General features: G+C 57.1%; 29 protein-coding genes. 17 read left to right on the forward strand and 12 right to left on the reverse strand.

Annotation, left to right across the window (positions count from 1 at the left end; translation table 11 throughout):
• Positions 1-10: 10 nt before the first annotated feature.
• Positions 11-481 carry a hypothetical protein gene (locus ACHH0Z_RS16420; protein WP_032663583.1) on the reverse strand — a complete coding sequence of 157 codons (471 nt, stop codon included), beginning with the start codon at positions 479-481 and terminating at the stop codon, positions 11-13.
• Between the two features lie 250 nt (positions 482-731).
• On the opposite strand from ACHH0Z_RS16420, the gene ACHH0Z_RS16425 reads away from it, so the two are divergent.
• Complete coding sequence (locus ACHH0Z_RS16425) at positions 732-1,409, forward strand: DUF1963 domain-containing protein (protein WP_045410024.1); 678 nt, start codon at positions 732-734, stop codon at positions 1,407-1,409.
• 140 nt (positions 1,410-1,549) lie between these two features.
• Positions 1,550-2,026, forward strand: coding sequence for a WbuC family cupin fold metalloprotein (locus ACHH0Z_RS16430; protein WP_045410027.1), 477 nt, complete (start codon positions 1,550-1,552; stop codon positions 2,024-2,026).
• Positions 2,027-2,082: 56 nt separating this feature from the next.
• Here ACHH0Z_RS16430 and ACHH0Z_RS16435 read toward each other — a convergent pair whose 3' ends face one another.
• Entirely contained in the window at positions 2,083-2,634 is a 552-nt protein-coding gene (locus tag ACHH0Z_RS16435; RefSeq protein ID WP_045410030.1) for a cysteine hydrolase family protein, read from the reverse strand.
• Positions 2,635-3,035: 401 nt separating this feature from the next.
• Here ACHH0Z_RS16435 and ACHH0Z_RS16440 point away from each other — a divergent pair, with 401 nt between their 5' ends.
• The gene (locus ACHH0Z_RS16440; RefSeq protein ID WP_032651739.1) at positions 3,036-3,338 is read left to right on the forward strand and encodes a hypothetical protein; all 303 of its coding nucleotides are present in this window, start codon (positions 3,036-3,038) and stop codon (positions 3,336-3,338) included.
• Between the two features lie 114 nt (positions 3,339-3,452).
• On the opposite strand, the gene ACHH0Z_RS16445 is transcribed toward ACHH0Z_RS16440, so the two are convergent.
• The 6 genes from ACHH0Z_RS16445 to ACHH0Z_RS16470 all read right to left on the reverse strand — a co-directional run bounded on the left by ACHH0Z_RS16445 (position 3,453) and on the right by ACHH0Z_RS16470 (position 10,684).
• Complete coding sequence (locus tag ACHH0Z_RS16445) at positions 3,453-4,052, reverse strand: NAD(P)H-dependent oxidoreductase (protein WP_023292508.1); 600 nt, start codon at positions 4,050-4,052, stop codon at positions 3,453-3,455.
• A 74-nt stretch (positions 4,053-4,126) separates the two neighbouring features.
• Positions 4,127-4,720: a TetR/AcrR family transcriptional regulator gene (locus tag ACHH0Z_RS16450; RefSeq protein ID WP_045410031.1), complete on the reverse strand. Its 594-nt coding sequence runs from the start codon at positions 4,718-4,720 to the stop codon at positions 4,127-4,129.
• Between the two features lie 34 nt (positions 4,721-4,754).
• A complete protein-coding gene (locus ACHH0Z_RS16455; RefSeq protein ID WP_045410033.1) occupies positions 4,755-7,844 on the reverse strand; it encodes an efflux RND transporter permease subunit in 3,090 nt (1,029 codons plus the stop codon).
• Positions 7,841-8,950: an efflux RND transporter periplasmic adaptor subunit gene (locus tag ACHH0Z_RS16460; protein ID WP_023327393.1), complete on the reverse strand. Its 1,110-nt coding sequence runs from the start codon at positions 8,948-8,950 to the stop codon at positions 7,841-7,843. Before ACHH0Z_RS16460 ends, ACHH0Z_RS16455 begins: the two co-directional genes overlap by 4 nt.
• 74 nt (positions 8,951-9,024) lie before the next feature.
• Positions 9,025-9,639: a TetR/AcrR family transcriptional regulator gene (locus tag ACHH0Z_RS16465; protein ID WP_031275020.1), complete on the reverse strand. Its 615-nt coding sequence runs from the start codon at positions 9,637-9,639 to the stop codon at positions 9,025-9,027.
• 133 nt (positions 9,640-9,772) lie between these two features.
• On the reverse strand, positions 9,773-10,684 hold the full coding sequence (locus ACHH0Z_RS16470; protein WP_045410035.1) for a LysR family transcriptional regulator: 912 nt from the start codon (positions 10,682-10,684) through the stop codon (positions 9,773-9,775).
• A 99-nt stretch (positions 10,685-10,783) separates the two neighbouring features.
• Here ACHH0Z_RS16470 and ACHH0Z_RS16475 point away from each other — a divergent pair, with 99 nt between their 5' ends.
• The 3 genes from ACHH0Z_RS16475 (at position 10,784) to ACHH0Z_RS16485 (ending at position 13,220) form a co-directional block, all read left to right on the forward strand.
• The gene (locus tag ACHH0Z_RS16475; protein ID WP_045410038.1) at positions 10,784-11,896 is read left to right on the forward strand and encodes an alkene reductase; all 1,113 of its coding nucleotides are present in this window, start codon (positions 10,784-10,786) and stop codon (positions 11,894-11,896) included.
• Positions 11,893-12,615 (forward strand): SDR family oxidoreductase, encoded by a 723-nt coding sequence (locus ACHH0Z_RS16480; RefSeq protein WP_186436498.1) that lies wholly within the window; start codon positions 11,893-11,895, stop codon positions 12,613-12,615. The genes ACHH0Z_RS16475 and ACHH0Z_RS16480 overlap by 4 nt, the downstream gene beginning before the upstream one ends.
• Positions 12,616-12,680: 65 nt before the next feature.
• Positions 12,681-13,220: an ester cyclase gene (locus tag ACHH0Z_RS16485; protein WP_045410041.1), complete on the forward strand. Its 540-nt coding sequence runs from the start codon at positions 12,681-12,683 to the stop codon at positions 13,218-13,220.
• A gap of 39 nt (positions 13,221-13,259) precedes the next feature.
• Here ACHH0Z_RS16485 and ACHH0Z_RS16490 read toward each other — a convergent pair whose 3' ends face one another.
• A complete protein-coding gene (locus ACHH0Z_RS16490; protein ID WP_023327398.1) occupies positions 13,260-13,727 on the reverse strand; it encodes a nuclear transport factor 2 family protein in 468 nt (155 codons plus the stop codon).
• A 103-nt stretch (positions 13,728-13,830) separates the two neighbouring features.
• On the opposite strand from ACHH0Z_RS16490, the gene ACHH0Z_RS16495 reads away from it, so the two are divergent.
• From ACHH0Z_RS16495 to ACHH0Z_RS16505, 3 genes are all read left to right on the forward strand, one after another.
• Positions 13,831-14,412: a TetR/AcrR family transcriptional regulator gene (locus ACHH0Z_RS16495; protein WP_045410044.1), complete on the forward strand. Its 582-nt coding sequence runs from the start codon at positions 13,831-13,833 to the stop codon at positions 14,410-14,412.
• A 195-nt stretch (positions 14,413-14,607) separates the two neighbouring features.
• On the forward strand, positions 14,608-15,012 hold the full coding sequence (locus ACHH0Z_RS16500) for a VOC family protein (protein WP_008502334.1): 405 nt from the start codon (positions 14,608-14,610) through the stop codon (positions 15,010-15,012).
• Positions 15,013-15,141: 129 nt separating this feature from the next.
• Positions 15,142-15,543: a GNAT family N-acetyltransferase gene (locus ACHH0Z_RS16505; RefSeq protein ID WP_241772306.1), complete on the forward strand. Its 402-nt coding sequence runs from the start codon at positions 15,142-15,144 to the stop codon at positions 15,541-15,543.
• Here ACHH0Z_RS16505 and ACHH0Z_RS16510 read toward each other — a convergent pair.
• Positions 15,524-16,312 (reverse strand): hypothetical protein, encoded by a 789-nt coding sequence (locus ACHH0Z_RS16510; RefSeq protein WP_008502332.1) that lies wholly within the window; start codon positions 16,310-16,312, stop codon positions 15,524-15,526. The genes ACHH0Z_RS16505 and ACHH0Z_RS16510 overlap by 20 nt on opposite strands.
• A 1-nt stretch (position 16,313) precedes the next feature.
• Complete coding sequence (locus ACHH0Z_RS16515; RefSeq protein WP_008502331.1) at positions 16,314-16,511, reverse strand: hypothetical protein; 198 nt, start codon at positions 16,509-16,511, stop codon at positions 16,314-16,316.
• Positions 16,512-16,768: 257 nt separating this feature from the next.
• Between ACHH0Z_RS16515 and ACHH0Z_RS16520 the strand changes: the two genes are divergently transcribed.
• The 8 genes from ACHH0Z_RS16520 to ACHH0Z_RS16555 are packed head-to-tail and all read left to right on the forward strand — an operon-like array spanning position 16,769 to position 22,649.
• Entirely contained in the window at positions 16,769-17,203 is a 435-nt protein-coding gene (locus ACHH0Z_RS16520) for a nuclear transport factor 2 family protein (RefSeq protein ID WP_008502330.1), read from the forward strand.
• Complete coding sequence (locus ACHH0Z_RS16525) at positions 17,200-17,919, forward strand: SDR family NAD(P)-dependent oxidoreductase (protein WP_023292494.1); 720 nt, start codon at positions 17,200-17,202, stop codon at positions 17,917-17,919. The genes ACHH0Z_RS16520 and ACHH0Z_RS16525 overlap by 4 nt, the downstream gene beginning before the upstream one ends.
• Positions 17,916-19,175, forward strand: coding sequence for an NAD(P)/FAD-dependent oxidoreductase (locus ACHH0Z_RS16530; protein ID WP_045410049.1), 1,260 nt, complete (start codon positions 17,916-17,918; stop codon positions 19,173-19,175). Before ACHH0Z_RS16525 ends, ACHH0Z_RS16530 begins: the two co-directional genes overlap by 4 nt.
• Before the next feature lies 1 nt (position 19,176).
• Complete coding sequence (locus ACHH0Z_RS16535) at positions 19,177-19,899, forward strand: DUF1365 domain-containing protein (RefSeq protein WP_008502327.1); 723 nt, start codon at positions 19,177-19,179, stop codon at positions 19,897-19,899.
• The gene (locus ACHH0Z_RS16540; RefSeq protein WP_023327405.1) at positions 19,896-21,116 is read left to right on the forward strand and encodes a cyclopropane-fatty-acyl-phospholipid synthase family protein; all 1,221 of its coding nucleotides are present in this window, start codon (positions 19,896-19,898) and stop codon (positions 21,114-21,116) included. Before ACHH0Z_RS16535 ends, ACHH0Z_RS16540 begins: the two co-directional genes overlap by 4 nt.
• Entirely contained in the window at positions 21,113-21,598 is a 486-nt protein-coding gene (locus tag ACHH0Z_RS16545) for a DUF2878 domain-containing protein (protein WP_045410052.1), read from the forward strand. Before ACHH0Z_RS16540 ends, ACHH0Z_RS16545 begins: the two co-directional genes overlap by 4 nt.
• Positions 21,595-22,119 carry a hypothetical protein gene (locus ACHH0Z_RS16550; RefSeq protein WP_008502324.1) on the forward strand — a complete coding sequence of 175 codons (525 nt, stop codon included), beginning with the start codon at positions 21,595-21,597 and terminating at the stop codon, positions 22,117-22,119. The genes ACHH0Z_RS16545 and ACHH0Z_RS16550 overlap by 4 nt, the downstream gene beginning before the upstream one ends.
• Positions 22,116-22,649 carry a DUF3833 domain-containing protein gene (locus tag ACHH0Z_RS16555; protein WP_045410055.1) on the forward strand — a complete coding sequence of 178 codons (534 nt, stop codon included), beginning with the start codon at positions 22,116-22,118 and terminating at the stop codon, positions 22,647-22,649. The genes ACHH0Z_RS16550 and ACHH0Z_RS16555 overlap by 4 nt, the downstream gene beginning before the upstream one ends.
• Here the strand turns inward: ACHH0Z_RS16555 and ACHH0Z_RS16560 are convergent.
• The gene (locus tag ACHH0Z_RS16560) at positions 22,646-23,104 is read right to left on the reverse strand and encodes a DMT family transporter (RefSeq protein ID WP_008502322.1); all 459 of its coding nucleotides are present in this window, start codon (positions 23,102-23,104) and stop codon (positions 22,646-22,648) included. The genes ACHH0Z_RS16555 and ACHH0Z_RS16560 overlap by 4 nt on opposite strands.
• Positions 23,105-23,106: the final 2 nt, after the last annotated feature.

Below are 23,106 nucleotides of genomic sequence, written 5' to 3' on the forward strand. Positions count from 1 at the left end.
GTGAACGTATTTATGCGTAGGGAATATTTGCCATCTTTTTATATCTTTCCGGCAGGGCGCTGTTCAGGTTGAGTAATTTATCCAGTATATATAGCGCAGGGGTTCCCTTTGCGCGTTCAGCTTCGATCAGCGCAGAACGTAATAGATTGGTAGCCGATGTCATTTCACGGAAGTACTCCTCAGATTCAGGCGTCTGAACTTCGCCTGAAGCGGCGTAACGCACCCGGGGCCAGTCCGCGAAGTCCAGAACCGGAAGGATCCCGTCGTCTTTGGGTAAATGCGCAGAGAGCAGCTCTTCGGCGTTACGCGGATTGCTTTGGGCGAAAGACAGAAGATGCAGTCGATGAATAAAGGGCGAAAGCACCTCACCGCTATCGTTTTCTGACGAAAGTAACGTCATTAACGCATGTATATTTTCACCCGCGATGTTTTTTTCAGGTGAGATCATTTTCATTAGATGAAATAAAACATCGAGTGTCATACGTACTCCATATGCATGCAGGTGTATTTATTATTTGAGTTTCGCTCTCTGTTCCAGGTCAGGAAGAGACCGGGAATGAAGGGATGGTATTTCAGTGCGATCAGGTTTGAAAAACGAGAAATAGTGGGAATCAATGTGAGTTTTACTCAACATAGGTTTTATTTTTCAATGAGATTCTCCAGATGTGATGATTAACTTACAATGAACAGCAGAATATCTGTCCGACAAGCGTCTACAGAGGCGAGCAAACATGAGATTAGAGAGTGCGTCAGTTTTAGAAGAACTCCGGACCAGGCTAAGACCCGCATCGGTCGCGCAGGTCGGTGGGTTCCGGCCGCCTGAAGATCCCATTACGTCATGGTTTCTGAAGGGCGTTTCTCGTGCAGATGAAGGATTACCCACCTGGAAGGGCAAACCCATGTTTCCACTTCTTCAGATCAGGGTCGACGAGCTTCCTGTTATTCCTGACCAGTTGAAGGGCATAGCCCTTCTGGTGTTGTTTCACAATGTGGAACAACATCCCTTTGACGAACCGCACGGTGAAGGATGGTTAATTCGCGAGTATGCCAGCCTCGAAGGGCTTCAGCCATTGCCTGAATTGGACACGCCGTATCGGCCGTTTCCAGTTCATTGGCTGAGTGTCATTGACGATGCTCCTGGATGGGAAGATGCCTGGGATATTATTGATCTCTCTTGCGTAAATGATGATGAGCAGGCCAGTGATAGTTTTTTTGAAGATTTCAATCGATACAGGGGAACCAAGGTAGGGGGATTTCCGACTGAGATACAACACGGTGTGGGAATCGAAGAGTTTGTTTTTCAGGTTGGGTCAGAAGAAAAAGTAAACTGGATGTGGGCGGATAACGGTATCGGTTACTTTCACCGGTCATCAGAAGGGGAATGGCGGTTTTCATGTCAGTTCTACTGATGAGCTTCCTGCCGGGGGATTGACCACTCGCCCGGCAGTGATTTGTTTCACAAATCCCATCGCGCCTCGACCGTTCAGGATGGTATAACGTCCTGCGGCAACCGGGTTGCCGCAGACAGCCCACATACCTAAAGGCGTATATGAAACAGATTACTTTCAGTGACCTGCAGCAGCAAAGCGAGCAGGCCGCACATTCTCCTCGCTTACGCGCGCACCGTAATTTACACCCTGACCTGAGCGACCCGGTGCAGCGCCTGGCCATTGCAATGGAACCCGGTACCTATGTCCGGCCCCATCGCCATCCGCACACGTTTGAACTGCTGACGGCGCTGAGCGGCCGCTTTCTGGTGCTGAATTTTGACGACAGCGGCAACGTGACCCGGCGCGTGGTGTTAGGCGAAGAGTGTAAAGTCCTGGAGATGGATGCCGGAACCTGGCATGCCGTGCTGTCGCTGGATAAAGGCGGCGTCATTTTTGAGGTTAAACACGGGGCGTATCAGCCCGTGCCCGAGCATGATACCGCCCCATGGTCACCGGCAGAAAACGAGCCCGGCACCGAGAAGCTGATGCAATGGTACGCTCAGGCACAGGTGGGTGACGGTGGTTTTACCCTGTAATTATTCTCTTATGTGCCCGGCGCGCGGAAAGGCGAGCCGGGTAAAGAGATAAGCGCTCACCTGAGTCCACTCACCGTACTAAAAAGCCAGTCACGAGCAGTCGACAGCGTCACAAACGGGCCTGCCAGCGTGTTGTTGTGATGGGCAATAATGTCGCTGGCGGATAAACAGTCATTATCCATTGTGGTATGCGCATCTGAAATTAATACCGTCCTGAAACCCAGCTCCGGTGCGGCCCGGCAGGTCGTATCGACGCAAAACTCTGTTTTCATCCCGGCAATGACCAGCTGTTTGATGCCTCTCTGATTAAGTTCACGCAGCAATACCGTATCCCGAAAACAGCTGGGATAGCGCTTGGTGAAAACAACGTCCTGCTCCTTCACGTCCAGTTCAGGTATCAGCTGTGTTAACGGCCCCTTTTCTGAGAAGGGGGAGTCGTCCGGCCCAATATGGCGGGCAAAAAAGACGGATACCTGCGCGTCTCGGGCGTTGGCGATTAACAAGCGGATATTGGTCAGAACGGCATCGGCGGAGCGAGGGGAAATCGGGCCCCGAAAGAGGCCCTGCTGCATGTCGATAATCAAGAGAGCATTGTCAGATGAAACCATTTCCTTTCTCCATTCAGAAGGTGGTGAACGGAGAAACATTTCCCCGTCCATGTCGGCGGGGGATTGAGGTTCTGTTTGTCAGTCGTTCACTACAGATACGCTCGCACCGCCGAAGGGTCCGGTGGTGGTGAGGGGGGGTGTTGGCTGAACTGACGTAAACATGTTATGACCTTCGCTGATATATCTTTTAAATCATATTCGGACGAGCCGTTAAACTTTAAAAATTTGCTGCCGATAGTTCTTTTCAATACCATCAATATGCATGTAAAGATGAACAAAATCATATCAGCATATTTGGTAGTTGCGTATTTGTCGGCTCGACTTATTGCACAATCCAATAGTGCGAGAGACTGGATAAAAACCGTTGTGTTTCGATAAAAAATCACAAAAAGGATGTGCGTATGTTGAAAAGATTAGTCGCGGGGCAGATGAGCTTACCGATGACTTTCTGGGGATGGGGAATTTGCGGTAATTTTCTACTGGGTCTCATTGGGCTTGCTGGAGTACAGACCGGTCACCCGGCCATGGTGCCGCTTTCCTATATACTTAAAGCCATTCTGTTCAGTGCTGTACTTTCCGGCATAACTTTCATTCTGCGTCGAAAAATCACGGTATTGGGTGGGATCGCTTTTTTTATTATTTTGATTCAGGTGATTATGAGTGTAGTGATGACGATAGGCCTTTTCTCGTTATTTTTTGAATAATCATAAAAAAGAGAGTTCCGGTTTGCCAGCAGGATCTCTGACGGTTAGTAACATCGAGAACTCGTGCCTCCTTATGGCGAAGGAGGCACGTCGTTGCTGGCTGGATAGCCGATATTATTTTAGGTTGCCGATCTCGCTCAGGAATTCGTCAACCTGCTCGGGCGTCGCCGTGTCTGCCTGGTAAAGGATATCGAGCTTAACGTTCTTCAACCCGCAGAAGCCAAATACCCCTTCGATTATCTGTGTCTGAATCGCCGTCGAATAGCCGTGTTTATCAAATCCGGTGAGATCGCTACCGCCAGTGGCAATCAGGCGGACGGGAACATCCCGTAAGTTGCCCACAATCCGGCCGTCGTCGGCCACCTTATACGCCCAGTTCAGGGTTAACACGCGATCGAACCAGCCTTTCAACAGCGCGGGAACCGACCACCAGTACACCGGGAAGACGAATACCAGCATATCCGCGCGCTCGACGCGCTGCTGCTCGCGCAGAATATCGTCGGGAAGGGCGCTCGGATCGCCGTGATACAAATCGAGATCGGCGCGGGTCATCGACGGATTAAACCCTTCAGCATGCAGATCGGCGATCTCAACCTGCGTACCTTCCTCGCGTAATTTCCCGGCAATGCGGGCTGCCAGCGTATGGGATAACGAATTGTCGATCGGGTGTGCCGTCACGATCAGCGCGTTTTTAATGGCATGTGTTGCAGACATAGCGACCTCCAGATGGGGGAGAAGTGATGCCCATATTACTATTGGTAACTTAGGTGTCAATCCGCCCCCGGCGATCATTTTGTGCTATTCGCGTAGGTCTCCAGCACCCCGGTCATGGCGCCGCAGAGCATATCTTCTGCCACATTTCGGGCGAGCACGCCGTTGCCCGCCGCGGTGCTGAGCGCCTCCGCCGCGCCAATGATGGCCGTCAGTACCGCTTCTCCCTGAACGCCTTTTAAGACGATAAAAGGCGAAAGCGCGGTGCGCAGGCAGTCGGCACATTCGGCCACGCACGCTTCCCGAAACGTCTGCAGCGCGCGAGAACCGGACAGCGCCGCGGCGATTGGCCCGGTTTCAGGTCCGGCGGCAATCGCACAGTCGATATAGGCCGTGCTGAAAAAGCGGATCGTCTTCTCCAGCGTTTTGCTGTCCACCGCCAGCGTCTCGCGGAATTTTGCCAGCTGCCGATCGCTATAGTCCTGGTACAGCGCTATCAATAGCCCTTCACGATCGCCAAAGTGGTCGTAGGGGATGGGCTTGGTCACGTTAGCCCGTTCTGCCAGATAGCCAAGGGTCAACGCCTCCGTGCCTTGCTGACGCACGATCCCTCGCGCAACCTCCAGCAGCTGCACGCGGCGGTCCTCTTTTCTTAAGCGCTTAACAACCATGCTTGCCTCGGGTCAGTTATCTACTGATGGTAGTTTACACGTTTTCCGTGGCAGGCTGCACGCGTTGTTCAACCGGGCGGATCCGGAACCAGATCGCATACATCGCGGGCAGGAAGACGAGCGTAATGATCGTCCCGCCCAGCGTTCCGCCGATCAGCGTCCAGGCCAGCGTGCCCCAGAACACCGAATGCGTCAGGGGAATGAACGCCAGCACGGCCGCCATGGCGGTCAATAAAACCGGGCGTGCGCGCTGGACCGTCGCCTCGACCACCGCCTGGAACGGATCGAGGCCGTCCTTCTGGTTATGATCGATTTGACCGATCAGGATCAGCGTATTGCGCATCAGAATGCCGGAGAGGGCGATCAGGCCGACCAGCGCGTTGATGCCAAACGGCTGATTAAATATCAGCAGGGTCGGCACGACGCCAATCAGCCCCAGCGGCGCGGTTAAGAACACCATGACCATCGCGGAGAGTGAGCGCACCTGCAAAATGATGATCAGCAGCGTCAGGGCAATCATGATCGGGAACAGCGGTAACATGGCCTGCGTGGCTTTACCCGACTCCTCAATCGACCCCGCCATGTCAATGCGGTAGCCAGCCGGCAGCGAATCAACGATCGGCTGGAGCTGCTTCATGATGGCGACCGACACGTCCGGCGGCTGAAGATTGTCGGCGATATCGCCCCGTACGGTAATCGTGGGGGTGCGATCGCGGCGGCGCAGGATCGGGTCTTCCATGCCGACCTCTATCTTGCCAATTTGAGACAGCGGCACGCGCTGTCCCGCATTGCCGACCAGGGTAAAGCCTTCGATTTTTGCCGGGTCAAGGCGGATATCACCCGCCGCGCGGGCAACGACCGCTACCGATCGAATATCTTCCCGCACGGAGGTGACAGGCACGCCGGAGAGCAGGAACTGAAGCTGCCCGGCAACGGCGCTGGAGGTTAAGCCGGTCGCCTGCAGGCGGTTCTGATCGAGAGTGAAATGGAGCACCGGAACGCGCGAGCCCCAGTCGGTGTTAACGGTTCGCATCATCGGGCTTGCCTGAAGCACGGCTTTCACCCGTTCGGCGATGTCCTGCACCTGTTTGACATCCGGCCCCGACACGCGCCAGGCAACCGGGAAAGGCGAGTAGGGGCCAAACACCAGCTGCGTCACCCGCACGCGGGCTTCGGGCGCAAGGCCGCTGGCAACGGCCTCCCTGAGCCTGAACTTGAGCGCCTCGCGTGACGTCTCGCTGTCCGTCAGGATCACGATTTTCGCAAAAGAGGGATCGGGCAGCTCGGGGGCCATTGCCAGATAGAAACGGGGCGAGCCCTGACCAATATAGGCCGTGACGATTTTGGCTTCCGGCTGCTTGCCCAGCCACGCTTCTATTTTTGCGGTAGCGGCGCTGGTTTGCGCAATCGAGGTGCCATAAGGCATCTGCACTTCAACCAGCACTTCCGGGCGATCGGAGGTCGGGAAGAACTGTTTTTTTACCAGCCCCATGCCGAGCACGGCCAGAATGAAAATGGCGACCACGGAGCCGGCCACGCGCCATTTTCTGGCGATAACGCGGCCAAGCAGCTGGCGAAAGCGGTTATAGCGAGGCGTGTTATAGATGGCGGCATGGCCGCCTTCCACTTTGGGGATCGCCGGCAGGATCTTCACCCCCAGATACGGCGTGAACACCACCGCAACAAACCATGAGGCAATCAGGGCGAGGCCGACAATCCAGAACATATTGCTGGTGTATTCCCCGGCGGTCGACTGGGCAAACCCATTCGGCATAAAGCCAATCGCCGTCACCAGGGTACCGGCCAGCATCGGCGCGGCGGTGTGGCTCCAGGCGTAGGCCGAGGCTTTGATTCTGTCGTAACCTTCCTCCATCTTCACCACCATCATTTCGATGGCGATAATGGCATCGTCAACCAGCAGGCCGAGGGCGAGGATCAGGGAGCCCAGCGTGACGCGGTCAAAGTTTATTCCCGCGGCCTCCATCACCACGAAAACGACCGCCAGGGTCAGCGGCACCGCCGCCGCAACCACCACCCCCACGCGCCAGCCCATGCTGACAAAACAGACCACCATGACCACAAGCAGGGCGACGAAGAATTTGATCATAAACTCATCGACCGAGGAGCGGATATTCACGGACTGGTCGGTGACTTTGGTCAGGGTCATGCCAAGCGGCAGGCTATCGTTGATTTTCGCCGTCTCCGCATCCAGCGCTTTACCCAGCGCCAGGCCGTTCCAGCCCTCACGCATGACAACGCCCAGCAGCAGGGCGGGTTCATGCTGATTGCGTATCAGCATCGTCGGGGGATCTTCATAGCCTCGTTCAACCGTTGCCACATCCGACAGCGTGAGCGTTTTGCCCTGGGCGACTAAAGGCGTATCGCGGATTTTCTGCAGTTCATCGAACGCGCCGTCCAGGCGGATAAAAATCTGCGCGCCCCGGGTCTCAATGGCCCCCGCCGCGGCCAGGGCATTCTGGCTATTGAGGGCATTGAAAATATCCTGCGGTGAGAGGCCCATCGTGGCCAGACGATCATGGGAGAAGGCGATATAAATCCGCTCGGCCTGTTCGCCGATAATGTTCACTTTTTTCACCCCGGGAACGTGCAGAAGCTGCTGGCGCAGGCCTTCGGCATCGCGTACCAGCTGCCGCTGCGGTTCGCCTTTTGCTTTCAGGGCAAAGAGGGCAAAGGTGACATCCGAGAATTCATCATTGATCATCGGGCCAATGACGCCCGCCGGAAGACGCAGGGATTCATCACCAAGCTTCTTACGCGCCTGATAGAACTCCTCCTGCACTTCGGCTGGCGGGGTCTTGTCCTGCAACGACAGCGTGATATACGCCATGCCGGGGCGGGTATAGGTTTCGGTACGGTCATACCATTTGAGTTCCTGCAGGCGCTTTTCCAGCGGCTCCGCGACCTGATCCTGGATCTCCTGTGCGGTCGCACCCGGCCAGACGGCAATCGCCGTCATCTGCTTCACGGTGAAGGGCGGATCTTCCGCGCGCCCGAGCCCAAAAAAGGCGTAAATACCGGCAATCGTCACCAGAACGATCAGAAACAGCGTGACGGAACGCTCGCGGACGGCCAGCGCTGACAGGTTGAAGCGACTTCCGCTCATGGCGCGTTCTCCGCCGGAGCGGCATGGCGCTGTTCTGCCAGCCTGACAACTTCACCTTCGTGCAGAAGATGGGCGCCTAACGCAACGATCTTCTCCCCGGGCTTCACGCCGCCCGCGATCTGGACCGCGTCTTCACCCACGCTCAGCACCTTAACCGGCGTCCATATGACCTTTGCCGGCTGGGCGGAAATGCGCCAGACGCCGGGCCCTTTACCCGCATCGTAGAGTGAGGCCAGCGGGACCTGCATGGCCTGACCTTCCGCTTTCGGGTCTTCAAGGCTGAGCGTGACGGTTGCCCCCAGCGGCGCGTTCGCCAGCTGGCCTGCCAGCACGTAGCGTGCTTCATACGTCCGGGTTGTGGCATCCGCGGAGTCAGACAGCAGGCGCAACGTGGCGGTGACCGGGTGTTGTTCACGGCCATAAAGCGTGGCCCGTGCTTCGCTGCCGACGGCAGGGCGCAGCGTCTCCGGAAGCTGCACGAGCGCTTCGCGCTGTCCCGCTCTGGCAAGGCGGATCGCCACCTGTCCGGCGCTGACCACCTGACCGGGTTCGGCAAGCGTCTCCATCACCACGCCGTCTGAATCCGCCAGCAGGACGGCATAGCCCGTGGCGTTTTGCGCCACGTTGGCCTGCGCCCGGGCGGCGCTGAGATCCGCCCTGGCCGTATCGGCCGCCGCTTTAATCTGATCGTACTCCGCGGCGGACACCGCGCCGGACGCCACCAGACCGCGATAACGCGCCTCATCGCTGGTGGCTTTTCTCGCCCGCGCCTGGGCAGCATCCACTGCGCGCTGCTGCGCCTGGGCCTGTAATTTCAGGTCAACAGGATCGAGACGCAGCAAAGGCTGTCCCTGTCTGACGGTCTGCCCGGTATCCACCAGGCGTTCGAGGATTTTTCCCTGAACCCTGAAGCCCAGGTCGCTTTGCGTTCTTGCCACCACCACGCCCGTGAAGGCGCGGGCGGTAGGGTTCGCCATCTCGACAGAGGCGGATCTGACAAGCGGTGGCTTAGTGCGCGGATCGTCACTCGCGGAAATATCGCCGCATGCCGCGAGGGCAAACGGCAGAAGACATATGGCAAGGCGGGCTGAAGTGAGCCTGAGCATGGGAAACCCTTTTGAAGTAACAGGACAGTTTCCGCATTCTGTGATTAGTGACCAATAAAGTCAATGGTCACTAATCAGGGGGCCAGGCTTCTTAAAATCAGTGAGGAGAGAAGTACCGCCGCCGTTGGGGCAGTTTCAAGGTTGTACTGCAGCTGAACGGGGTTAATGTAAGGGCACATCACCATGTAAACGGCACAGGTGACCTCGTCCAGCGGCGTCTTCCTTTCGAACTCTCCAGCCTGTCTGCCTTCGATAATGATGCTCTCAATCAGCTTCAGGAGGCTTTCGGTATACCTTTCCGTCGAAGGCCACTTCTCCCGTGACGCGACGGCGGCGATGTCGTAGAGCTTGCGATCGTGGAAAAACAGCTCGCTGCCGGCCTCGGTGAGCGACTTAAAAAGACGGCGGAGTTTTTCGCTGGCTGACGGCGCATCCTCAATGGCGGAAAGCACGGCCGCCATGATCAGCTCCAGGCGGTTAGCGCAGATCACTTCGCCGATAGCCTGCTTGGAATCGAAGAACTTATAAATGTAGGATTTTGAAAAACCGATAGATTTCGCCAGCTCGGCGACGGTGGTTTTTTCATAGCCGTAATGACCGAAGTGCTCAAAGGCCGCTTCGACGATTTGCTCTCTGACAGAATGGTCAAGTGGACCACGTATTGATGGGGCGTTCATAGTTTTAGTCATTATGTAAGCTTAGCGTGACGAGCCAGGGTTGGCAACGAGTGACCATTTTGTACTTTGGTTACTGTTGTGCTGTCTTACGTCGTGAAGACGGGACAATCGGCCAGGTGGAGTAAGTGTATCACTGTTTTTTACGTTAATGTTTTTTAAGCCAGTCGAGAAAAAACTGGCTAAACGCCGTAACCTGAAGCGGCTGCAGCTTGCGCTGCGGGTAAACAAACTGCAGCCCGACATCTTTGCGATCGTAGCGGCTAAAGCCGGTGAAGCTGTCGGCAAACAGCACCGTGAGTCTTCCGGCGTCAACGTCGTCTTTGACGTCCCACCACGATTTCCCGGCGATGCCCGCTCCGCCCAGGGCCCACTGACGAAGCAATGCCCCGTCGTCGCACACCATGGCGGGCTCGACGCGAACAACGCTTTCCTCTCCCTCATGTTCAAAGCGCCATTCGTTCATCACCACGCCCTGAGACTCCAGCGCCAGGCACCGGTGCCGGGCTAGATCGGCAAACCTGGCGGGGATACCGTGGTCGTTAAGATACGCCCCGGAGGCAACCAGCACCCGACGGTTCGGGCGGATGTTTCTGACGACAAGGCTGCTGTCCGGCAAATTGCCGAAGCGCACGCTCATATCCAGCCGGTTAGCGACCAGATCCTCAACGTGTTCTTTTAGCGAGATGTAAAATTTGACGGCAGGATGGTGACGAGAAAATTCAATGACGGCAGGGCTGAGATACTGTCTGCCAAAGTCCGAGGGCGCGGAAAGGCGAATATTGCCGCTGAGCACGCCCTCTTTTTGCGTCAGCAGCGACTCGGCGTGGTGCACCTCTTCCAGCACGCGCAGCGCGGCGTGATAAAACTCTTCGCCTGCGCGGGTCAGGGTGAGGGATCGCGTTGAGCGATGAAACAGGCGCGTCTGGTAACGCTCCTCAATTGCCTTCAGCCTGGCGGTCATCGTGGCAGGAGAAAGCGACAGGCGTCGTCCGGCGGCGGAAAGACTTCCGGCCTCGGCGACTTCCACCAGTAAGGCCATGTCTTCGAGTTTACCCATTATTCATCTTTTCCGAAAAGTGCATCTATTTTTAGCGTAATTATCAAAATCAGATGCCGACTGTAAAGTGATTTCATCCAAACCATAAGGGATGAAAACATGAAACCTGCTTCACTCTTTGAACGCTACAGGCTGGGGTCGCTGGACCTGAAAAATCGTATCGTCATGGCGCCGATGACCCGAGCGCGCTCCCTTCAGCCGGGCAACATTCCCTCTGCGCTAATGGCGGAGTATTACCGGCAGCGGGCCAGCGCGGGGTTAATCATCACCGAAGCCACGCAAATCTCGCCTCAGGGTCAGGGATACTCCTGGACGCCCGGCATCCATTCGCCGGAGCAGGTTTCAGGATGGCAGCTCACGACGGGGGCCGTACATCAGGTGGGCGGGGTCATTTTTTCTCAGCTCTGGCACGTTGGGCGAATGTCGCACGCCAGTTTTCACCAGGACGGTCAGCCCGTCGCCCCGTCAGCGCTGGCCCCGGACGCGCAGGTGTGGGTGGTGAATGAGCGTGGAGAAGGCCAGATGGTTGACTGCCCGCAGCCGAGAACGCTCTCACGCAAGGACATTCAGAACATCGTCGCGGACTATCGCCAGGCCGCTTTGAATGCCGTTCAGGCCGGGTTTGATGGCGTGGAGGTCCACGGCGGAAACGGCTATCTGATCGACCAGTTCCTGCGCCAAACCTCCAACAAACGCACGGACGAGTACGGCGGTACGGTGGCTAACCGGATCCGCTTCGCCCAGGACGTGTTAAGCGCGATTGCCGGGGCGATTGGTCACGAACGTACGGGCATCCGTCTTTCGCCGTTTATTACCCTGCGCGGGATGAACGACCCGCAGGTCTCTGAAGCCATACTCGCGCTTGCGGCCTGGTGCGAACAAAAGGGGATTGCGTTTATCCACCTGGCGGAAGCCGACTGGGACGACGCGCCGCAGATTCCTGCGCATTTCCGTCAATCGCTTCGCGAGACCTTCAGCGGCACCCTGATCGTCGCGGGCAACTATGACCTTGCCAAAGCCAAAGAAATTCTGGCGGCGGGCTATGCCGATTTGATTGCCTTCGGACGACCGTTTATTGCCAACCCGGATTTGCCTCACCGGCTGGCGCACCGCTTGCCGCTGGCCCAGGTGCGCGACCCCGCCACGCTGTTTGGCGGCACCGCCAAGGGCTATACCGATTACTCAACGTACACCCAGCAGGAGGAAATATGATGACCCGTAAAACCTTAATTATCGGCGGCGCTTCCGGCATCGGTTTCGCCGTGGGCACCCTGCTTGCCGGGCGCGGCGAGGAGATTATGCTTGCGGGACGCGATAGCGCGAAACTGGACGCGGCACGGCAACGACTGGGCGCTCATGCCGCGTCTGTTAGCACTCTCGTGCTCGATATCAGCCGTGAGGCAGAGCTTGTTGCGCTCAGTGAAACGCTGGGCGAGGTCAATAATATTGTCGTCACGGCGGGCTCACAGGCGCCGGGCGGGCTGCTTTCCGGACTGGATCTCCGTGCGGCAAGACAGGCCTTTGATACAAAATTCTGGGGAAGCCTGAATGTCGCCCGCTATCTCAGCGGGAACATCGCTCCCCGCGGGACGCTGACCTTCACCAGCGGGTTTGTGGCGCGCCGCACCGGGGCGGGCGCCATCGTAAAAACCACGATGAATGCCGCCATTGAGGCCGCGACAAAGGTGCTGGCGAAAGAGCTTTCCCCGCTGCGCGTCAACGTCGTGAGTCCGGGGCTGACCGACACGGAAGCGTATGCGGGGATGGACGCCGCCGCGCGGGAAAAAATGCTCGCAGGCGCGGCGGAAACCCTGCCAGCCAAAGCCTGGGGAAGGGCGCAGGACATCGCACAAGGGTATCTTTTCGCCATGGACAATCCGTTTGTCACCGGGTCGGTCATTGATATTGAGGGCGGGGCGTTAATTAACTGACCCCTCATTAATGTGATCCGCAGGGCATCGTCTGCGGGTAACGTAACACTCTGTAGAGAGACATCATGAAATATACGACGTGCTTTCGTCCCGCTATCGCGGCGCTTATTTTTGCTGGTCTGTCGGGCAATGCTATTTCCGCGCAGGGGGAAAGAGTACAGCCGAAACAGCTGATTGTGGACAAGAGCCTGCCCCAGGTGCAATTAAAGACGAATGAAGCCGTTGCCAGAGAATATGCCACGTTCTGGAACACCGGTAATGAAACTCTGGCGCGTGATGCCCTGGCGGCAAACTTTGTTGATAAAACACCGCCGGAAGGCCGTAAGCAGGGGCCGGAAGGCGCTATTTTAGCCTCGCGGGCGTTTCGCACGGCCGTGCCCGATTTGCGCTGCGACGTTGAGCAGATGATTATTTCAGGCGACCGCGTGGTCTCACATTTACATTTTTACGGCACATTCACCGGGACATTTGGCAGGCTGAAAGGAAAGGGGCAGAAAATAGATTTTATTGCCACGGATATCTATGAAATCCGTGACGGTAAAATTGCAGCGAACTGGCATATTGAGGACAATCTGACGCTGATGAAACAGCTGGGCGCGCTGTAAAGTCATCACTCCGGGGCGGCCCGGAGTGATGCGAAAATCCTATAACCCCAGATCGCTCAGCGAGGGGTGATCGTCCGGGCGTCTGCCCAACGGCCAGTGGAACAGTCGCTCGGACTCTTTTATCGGCATATCGTTAACGCAAGCAAAGCGGCGCTTCATCAAGCCGTCCGGTGCGAACTCCCAGTTTTCGTTGCCGTACGAGCGGAACCAGTTTCCCGAATCATCATGCCATTCATAGGCATAGCGGACCGCGATGCGGTTATCCGTAAAGGCCCACAGCTCTTTAATCAGACGATAATCCAGCTCTTTTTTCCATTTCCGCGCCAGGAACGCCTGCGCTTCCTCCCTGTTGGTGGCGAATTCTGCACGGTTGCGCCATTGGGTATCCAGCGTATAGGCCAGCGCAACGTTCGCCGGATCGCGGCTGTTCCAGCCATCTTCTGCCAGCCTGACTTTTTCAATAGCGCTTTCACGTGTGAAGGGCGGTAAGGGAGGACGTGTGTTCATGGCAATTACCTCGTTATGTGATTATGTAGACAGATCTGTCTACTTGCGCTAATCTATGCCTGAAAAATAACGCTGTCAACATCCGTTTTGAGGCCATCGATAAATGAAAGCAGAATCCGAAAACAACGATAAAAAAATAAGCGTCAGGGATAAAATATTACTGACGGCCCACGATCTGTTTTATTCCACAGGCTTCAGAGCGACGGGGGTGGATACGCTGATTAAAGAGGCGAAAGTGACGAAGGTGACGTTTTATCGCCATTTTCCGAGTAAGAGCTTGCTTATTCTCGCCTATTTACACTATCGACATGAAATATGGATTAACTGGTTTGAGGCCACGCTTCGTCGACATCTCGTTGAAGGCCAGACGCCTGCGGACGCTCTATCGGCTACCCTTTATGAATGGTTTATTTCGCCTGATTTCCACGGCTGTGCGTTTATTAATGCCAGCGCCGAAGCCAAATCCGAAGATATTGAAAGCGAAATAAAAGCGATATGCCGCGATCATAAAATCGAAACAAAGAAGATTATTGCGTTGCTGACAAAGATCGCTGATGAGCGCGTCGTCAATGAAATCATGCTGCTCATTGACGGTGCCATTATTCATGCGCAGATGGGCATGGAGACGGATGAGGTCATCACGTCGTTGAAGAGGGCGCTGGCAGGGTTACCCGATGGCAATTGATGCAGCCTGTTTCTTGAGAAAGGCCTTGATGTCACGACGGAAGAGATGACAAGCCTTGAGATAAAGCCTGGCGCCAGAAAGAGCTTATCTGATGAAGAAATTGCTCGTAGGGTCGCGCATGCGATCGCTGTTTTTATGTGCGCGTATTCAGTGGAAAAGCGCTGAGCATAACCATTTAGAGTAAAGGTAACGGAAATGAGAACACAGAAACGATGCCTCGGCTGCGTGGCTATTGTGGTTGATGACTACGATCGCGCCATTGAGTACTACACAGACAAGCTGGGGTTTACCCTCGTAGAGGATACGCCGCAACCGGGTAAACGCTGGGTGGTCGTCTCGCCCAATCCGGAAAGCGACTGCAACATTTTGCTGGCTCGTGCGTCTAATGAGAGGCAGGAAGGTTTTATCGGTAATCAATGCGGCGGCAGAGTTTTCCTGTTCCTTCAGACGGATGATTTTTGGCGCGATTACCATGCCATGAAGGCAAAAGGCGTTCATTTCTGCGAAGAACCGCGTGAGGAAGAGTACGGTACGGTGGTGGTGTTTGAAGATATGTACGGCAACCGCTGGGACCTCTATCAACATGCCCAACGCGGGTGATTACGCGGGATACCTTCCATGACGCTTCGAATTCGACAGGCCACCGGGGCCGATTCAACGCTATTAAGCGAGTTGGGATATCGTATCTATCCCGCGCATTTTCAGCATTTGTGGGTATCAGATGCAGAGATGAAGGATTTTTTGGACGCCGAGTATACCCCTTCCGTCATTGAGCAGAGCCTGTCCGAGAGCCATGTTTCCTGGTTTGTGGCAGAAACCGATCGGCCAGTGGGATTTATGAAAGTGACCTGGGACGCCATGCTTCCGGAAACGGACAAGAGGGGCGTTCTCCTCAACAAGCTCTACCTCGATCCTGCCGAGACCGGCAAGCACTATGGTCAGGACATGTTCAATAAAATTATCGACATGGCCCGAAGCAGGGGAAAGGACTCTCTCTGGCTGGAAGTGCTTGAGCAGAACGTGGGAGCGTACCGGTTCTACCAGAAGCAGGGCATGCTCTGCATCAAGAACGTCCTTTTCGAAACTGCCTCACAGCAGAGCATACTCAAAATTATGGGGATGTCTCTTTAGGGCCAGGGCTCTCGTCCCGCTGTGCCAGCGACAGCGCGCTGGCGCTGGCAGGATCGAACAGCGAGATGCTCTCAATCTGATTGAGTAAAATCACCTTGCGGAATGACATGGCGCTGCGGGGTTCAGAGTCGAGCGTAATGTCATGCTCGGCGTACCACCGGCTGTAATTATTCTCGATGCGCAGGTTCATCGTCTTCGCATCCCGGTACCCGCTCAACATCGGGATCAGCACGATATTGGCCGTTTTTTCATATTCCAGCGTCGCGGTGTGGATCATGCCGACGTAAATCCGCCTCGAGCGGAGCGTGACCTGCGCCAGCTCGCCTTGCTCCATACACTGATAGAGCAGTTGTTCAATTCCGCTCGCCTGCGCAAGCCGTTTGTAGAGCTTTTTCCGACTCTCGCCGTCCAGCCTGGCGCTGCCTGCCCAGTTAGAGCGGTAGAGGCAAAACAGAATGGCAAACGCCAGCATCACCACCACCGGCGCCTGAATGCCTAAAAAGCTCCAGTTCATAAAGTCGATTTGCCAGTCGGTGTATTTTGGTGAGGCAAAGTGGAAGGCGTTGTTGGCGGCGGAAAGGGTGAGCAGCAGCAGCCAGAGCAGCCCCGTAGCAATCACCCCCTGCAGAACGAAAATACAGCCGTAAAGCGCAACGAGAAAATAGACATCCCAGCCAAAGGAACGCTTGATTTTAAAGCGGGTCGACAGGTCGCGGCTGGTGTACCAGTACCCGCAGACCATCAGCACCATAAATATCGCCGTTCCCATATCAGGCCCTCTTCAGCGCGTTAACGTGACGCAGAAAGTCCTGCCGCACCTCGTTGCTCTTGTAGTTCACCGAGGCGTTCCCGTCCTGGTCGATAATGATGCGGTCGCCATCTTCCACGGCTTCAATAATTTCCTGCTGACTCATCACCTGCAGTAAGGATTCCGGGCTTGAGAAGAGGGAGAGAAAGAAACGTTTCATGTCAGGCATCCTTATGAATAAAAAGGATAAGCCTGGAAGATGACCGCTGAATTTGCCTTAAGGATAACCTGAAAGTGAAAGCCGCGTGGCGACTACGCCTTACCCGGTCGACAAAACCGTCAAATGATTGAGTTATCAAGTTGTTGATATTTATGGGTAATAAAAAATAAGTTTGCACAAACTTGGACAAATAACGTTAATTGTGTAAGTTTTAAGTATGTGATTACGCCACGTTGTTTACAGCCAGGATGTGACCCATGAGCACTTTGCCCTCTGTCGTGAGTCGGTTTGTTGAGTACTACGCCGCACTGGATAGCCAGCCGCCGTCCGCGCTGGTCGGGCTTTACCATTCAAATGCCACGCTTGTCGATCCGTTCGGCGAGCACGACGGTATCTTTGCGCTTCAGCGCTATTTCACCCATCTGCTGGCCAACGTCGAGAACTGCCGTTTTTCTATCGACCCGCCGCTCTGCAGCGGGAACCGGTTTGTTGTCACCTGGGTGATGCACTGGTCGCATCCGCGCATTGCCGGAGGCGAACCGCTCGATCTGCCGGGGTGCTCGGTGGTGGAGACGGAAAACGATCTCATCACCCACCAGCGCGACTACTACGATGCGGGAGAGATGATCTACGAACATCTTCCTCTGCTGGGCTGGGCGGTACGCGGCGTGAAGCGGAGGGTCAAATCATGAAGACGGTACTGATTACCGGTGCAAGTTCGGGCATTGGCGCCGGGCTGGCGAAATCCTTCTCCGCTGACGGCTATCATGTGATTGCCTGCGGGCGCGATCCGGCGCGTCTGGAAGCGCTGCATCAGACCTGCCCCAATCTCACCGTTCGCCTGTTCGATATGACGGACCGGGAGGCCTGCCGACAGGCGCTGACCGGCAGCTACGCCGATTTGATTATTCTCTGCGCCGGTACCTGCGAATACCTCGACGGTGGCGTGGTGGATGCAGCGCTGGTGGAGCGGGTCATGAACACCAATTTCCTCGGGCCGGTGAACTGCCTTGAGGCGCTGCAGCCGCAGCTGGTTCGAGGCAACCGCGTGGTGCTGGTGAGCTCGATGGCCCACTGGCTGCCTTTCCCCCGCGCAGAGGCCTACGGTGCGTCCAAAGCGGCGCTGAGCTGGTTTGCCGAAAGCCTGCGCCTGGACTGGGAGCCAAAAGGGATTACCGTCACGGTTGTCTCTCCGGGCTTCGTCGATACGCCCCTGACGCGGAAAAACGATTTTGCCATGCCGGGTCGGGTGACCGTCGATGAGGCGGTGAAGGCGATCCGTATCGGGCTGGCGGCCGGGAAAATGCACATCGCGTTTCCTGCCGGATTTGGCTTCATTTTGCGGCTGCTCTCAGGGCTGCCTGCTTTTCTTCAGCGCACGCTGCTGCGCAGGATGGTGCGTTCATGAACATTGCAATTATCGGCAGCGGCATTGCCGGGCTGACGTGCGCCTGGCGACTGGCCGGGCACCATCAGGTGACCCTGTTTGAAGCGGGAGCCACGCCGGGCGGCCATACCGCAACGGTTGACGTGACGACGCCACAGGGGACATACGCGATCGATACCGGGTTTATCGTCTACAACGACCGCACCTATCCGCGCTTTATGGGCCTGCTCAGCGAGCTGGGTATCAGCGGGCAAAAAACCCAGATGAGCTTTTCAGTACACAACCCCGAGACGGGTCTGGAATACAACGGCCACACCCTGACGTCGCTGTTTGCCCAGCGCCGAAATCTCGTCAATCCGACATTCTGGCGGCTGCTCGGTGAAATCGTCCGCTTCAATCGTCTGGCAAAACAGGCGCTGGACGGGGAAGTGGACCCGAACGCCACGCTGCAGACGTTTCTGGACCAGCACGGCTTTACGCCCTTTTTTGCGCGCCACTATATTCTGCCGATGGGGGCCGCCATCTGGTCATCCTCGCTGCAGGAGATGAAGCGTTTCCCGCTGCCGCTTTTTTTACGTTTCTTCCAAAACCACGGTCTGCTGGATATCACCCATCGCCCGCAGTGGTACGTGGTGCCGGGCGGCTCGCGAGAGTATATCCGCGCGATGCTGGACAAACTGGGCGATCGGCTGACGCTGCATCTCAATTCACCGGTTCAGCGGGTGAGCCGCCACGAGGACGGGGTCACGCTCCAGCTTGAAAACGGCAGCCATACCTTCGACCAGGTGATATTTGCCTGCCACTCCGGCAGTGCTCTGGCGATGCTTGACGACCCGACCTCCGCAGAGCGCGAGGTGCTGGGCGATATCGGCTGGCAGCGCAACGAGGTGGTGTTGCACAGCGACCCACGCTGGCTGCCGGTGCGGCCGCGCGCCTGGGCGAGCTGGAATTATCGGCTGAGCGCGCAGGAGCAGGCCAGCGCCTGTGTGACCTACAACATGAACATTCTGCAGGGGCTGCCTGCGGGCAGCCCGCTGTTCTGCGTCACCCTGAACCCGGACGCGGCGGTGGATGAGCGCTTCGTTCTGCAACGCTTCGTTTATGAGCATCCGCTGTTTAACCCGCAAAGCTGGCGGGCGCAGGCGCGGCGCGGCGAGATCAACGGTCACCAGCGGAGCTGGTTCTGCGGAGCCTATTGGTACAACGGTTTTCATGAAGACGGCGTGCGCAGCGCGCTGGACGTGGTCAACGCGATAGCGGCCGGAGAGGGGAACTGAGATGAACAGCTGCCTCTATCACGGCGTATTGCGCCACCGCCGCCTTCAGCCGAAAACCCATGAATTTCGCTACAGCGTCTTTATGGCCTGGCTGGATCTTGATGAGCTGCCGCTGCTGGCGTCCGTCGGCGTGCGCCGCAATCGCTTTGCCGCCGCCGCGTTCCATGACGCGGACTATCCGCTCGGCACGCCGCTCAAAGAGAACGTGCTCAGCAGGCTGGAGAGCCTGACCGGGGAACGGCCGGACGGGCGGGTCATGCTTCTGACGCAGTTGCGGTATTTCGGGTTCCATTTTAACCCGGTCAACTTTTACTACTGCTATGACGGGAAGGGGACTCTGCGCTGGGTACTGGCGGAGGTTCGCAACACGCCGTGGAACGAGCGTCATTATTACGCGGTCGACGGGCAACATGCCCAGCCCACGGAAAAAGCGTTTCACGTTTCCCCCTTCAACCCGATGGACATGATCTACCACTGGCGCTTCAACGATCCGGATAACACGCTGCATATGCACATTGAAAATCATCAGGAAGCGAAGGTGTTCGACGCCACGCTCGCCCTGCGCCGGGAGCCGCTGACCCGTCCGGCACTGCGCGCGCTGCTGCTGCGCATCCCGCTTATGACCCTGAAAACCGTTTTCGCCATTTACTGGCAGGCGCTGAGGCTGTGGCTCAAGCGCGTGCCGCTGTATAACCATCCCGTCAGCAGGAGTGAACGCTCATGACCGATCCCGTCTTTGCGTTAGAACCCGATATCCCGCGCAACGTCCGCCTCGCGCGATGGCTGCTGTTTCGTCTGTTAAGCGGCATCCGCGGTGGTTCGCTCACCCTGCGTGAAGGGGCGCAGACCTTCCATTTTGGCGAGACATCCTCCGCGCTGCACGCCGACGTGCAGATTCTCACGCCCGCCGTCTACTGGCGCGTCTTAACGGGCGGGAGCCTTGCCGCCGCTGAAGCCTGGATGGACGGCGAATGGGAAACCGCGCAGCTCACGCCGCTTCTGCAAATCCTGGCCCTCAACGGCGAGGTGCTTGGCCGTCTTGAGAAAGGGTTCCGGCTGCTTGGCCGACCGCTGGAGCGTTTGCGCCACTGGACGCGGCGTAACTCCCGCGCGCAGGCGCGTGAAAATATTGCCGCCCACTACGACCTGGGCAACACCTTCTATGCCCATTTTCTGGACAGGGAACTGCTTTACTCCAGCGCGCTCTTTACCGCAGACGAGCAGGATCTCACGACGGCTCAGCAGGCCAAAATGGCGCGCCTGTGCGACCAGCTGGCGCTTAGCGAGGCCGACCACCTGCTGGAAATCGGCACCGGCTGGGGGGCGATGGCGGAATACGCGGCCCGTCATTATGGCTGTCGGGTGACTACCACCACGCTGTCGCAGGAGCAATACGTCTGGGCAACCGAGCGGATCGCCCGCGCCGGGTTGCAGGATCGTGTTGAGGTGCTGCTCTGCGACTATCGCGACCTCACCGGGCAGTACGACAAGCTGGTCTCAATAGAGATGATTGAAGCCGTCGGGCAGCGCTATCTGCCTACATTCTTCCGGACCTGTCAGGCGCGGCTGCGCCCGGGTGGACGAATGGCGATTCAGGCCATCACCATTCAGGACCAGCGCTATCGCGACTACAGCAAAAGCGTCGATTTTATTCAGCGCTACATTTTCCCCGGCGGCTTCCTGCCGAGCATCACCGCCATGAACGAGCTGATGACGCGCCACACCGATTTCGTGGTGCGCAATCTCTTCGACATGGGGCCGGACTACGCCCGCACGCTGGCGCACTGGCGGCAGCGCTTTGTCCACGCCTGGCAGGAGATTGAAAAGCTCGGCTTTGATGAGCGGTTCCGCCGCATGTGGCTTTATTACTTTGGCTACTGTGAAGCCGGGTTTAACGCCCGCACCATTAGCGTGGTGCAGCTGACCGCAGAGCGCGTATGAGACGATATCTTCAGGTCTTCCTGCTGGCCGTCGCGTTCGATCTCTACTGGGCGCTGGTGATGCTCTTTCGCGAACAGGGCCTGATTATCTGGCTCGGGCTGGCGATCCTGGCGTGCCTGCTCTTGCCGTCTGTATATCGTTTTTACGCCATTGGGCTGGCCGCGGCGGGCAGTTTGCTGGATACGCTCTGGGCGCTGACGGGGCTGATCGCCTTCACGGGTGATGCCCTGATGCCGCTATGGATGGTGGCATTATGGCTGATGTTCGCCACCGTCTGGACGCAGCTTACGCGCACCACCACGTTGCCCGGCTGGCTGCTCACCCTGCTGGCCGCCGTGGGAGGGCCGGTGGCGTACCTGATTGGCGAGCGGCTGGGTGCCATCACGTTTCTGGAGCCGACCTTTATCGTCGTCAGCTGGATGGCGCCGGGCTGGCTGGTGTTGATGCTGTTTTTCCACCTGCTGATGGGGAGACAAAAATGAGAGCTGCGGTTTTGTTGCTTTGTCTGACGCTGGTTGTTCCTGTTGCCCAGGCCACCGACTGGCTGGGGTGGCGGAAGGTGGGGGACGCCACGCTCACCTGGGGGCCATTCACCGTCTATACCTCCCAGCTGCGTACGCCGGACGGGCGTTACGGTCGGGAGAACCAGGATCAGGCGCTGATTATTACCTATGCGCGCGATATCGATCGCGATGAGCTTGTCGAGGCGACCCGCGACCAGTGGCAGGCGCAGGGGATCCTGCAACGGGAACCCCGAAGCGAAGCCTGGTTACAGATGCTGCGCTCTCTGTGGCCGGATGTCCGGCCGGGCGCACAGCTGGCGTTTGTGCTCGACGACGGGCAGGGGCAGTTCTGGTATCGCGCGTCAGCGGCGCAAAAAGCCTTTATTCCACTCGGACCGCGTCAGTCAGAAGCGTTCAGCACCCGCTTCCTGGCCATCTGGCTCGACCCTCGTACGCAATACCCTGAGCTGCGTCAGCAGTTAATCGGAGGCCAAAAATGAAACGTATCCTGATGATGGCGCTGGCATTGACGATGCTGCTGGCAGGCTGTAGCACGGAGGTGACCGAGTATCGCCAGCAGTCGCCGCGGCTGGATATCTTCCATTACTTCCAGGGCAAAACCGAAGCGTGGGGGATGGTGCAGGATCGCAGCGGCAAGCAGATCCGCCGCTTTCACGTTGAGATTGCCGGGGACGTTATCGGCGATACGCTGACGCTGAACGAGCACTTCGTTTACGACGACGGCGAGAAGCAGCAGCGGGTCTGGCATATCCGCCGCGTGGGGAGCGATCGCTACGAAGGCACGGCGGGGGATATTGAAGGGGTAGCAACGGGGCAGGCCGCCGGCAACGCGTTCAACTGGCATTACAGCATGAACGTGAAGGCCAACGGCAGCACCTGGCTACTGAACTTTGACGACTGGATGTACCTGCAGGATGAGAACCATCTGTTTAATAAAACCGAGATGAAGAAACTGGGCGTCACCGTCGCCACGGTAACGCTGTTCTTTACCCGTAAGACCTCAGCTTAGTCGCGGACGCTGCCGGTTTTGCTGCTGGAGTAGATGAAGTACAGGGCAATCCCCAGGCATACCACCGCGCTCAGACGGCTCGGTGAAAACGAAATGGCGGGATTGCCCAGCCAGCCAAAGTTATCAATCAGCATACTCATGGCGAGCTGGCCGAATATCACCGCCACCGTGGCGACGGCGGTGCCGATCCGCTGTACGGCGAGCACCATTATCACGATATAGGGCACGCCAAACATCGCCCCGAGGAGCTGCCATTTCGGCACGTCCAGCAGCGTGACCGCCTGCTTAGGCTCAAAGAAGAAAATGAGCAGGGCGGTCACCAGCGCGCCGACGGAAAACGTTAGAAACGCGCTCTTGAAAACGCCCACGCTGCTGCCGAGCTGCCCATTAATTGCGGCCTGTATGCTCAGCGTCGCGCCGCCGCAGATGGCCAGAATTATCATCATCAGTGTCATGT

The organism is Enterobacter cloacae complex sp. 2024EL-00227 (assembly GCF_043945315.1).
Classification (GTDB): domain Bacteria; phylum Pseudomonadota; class Gammaproteobacteria; order Enterobacterales; family Enterobacteriaceae; genus Enterobacter; species Enterobacter roggenkampii.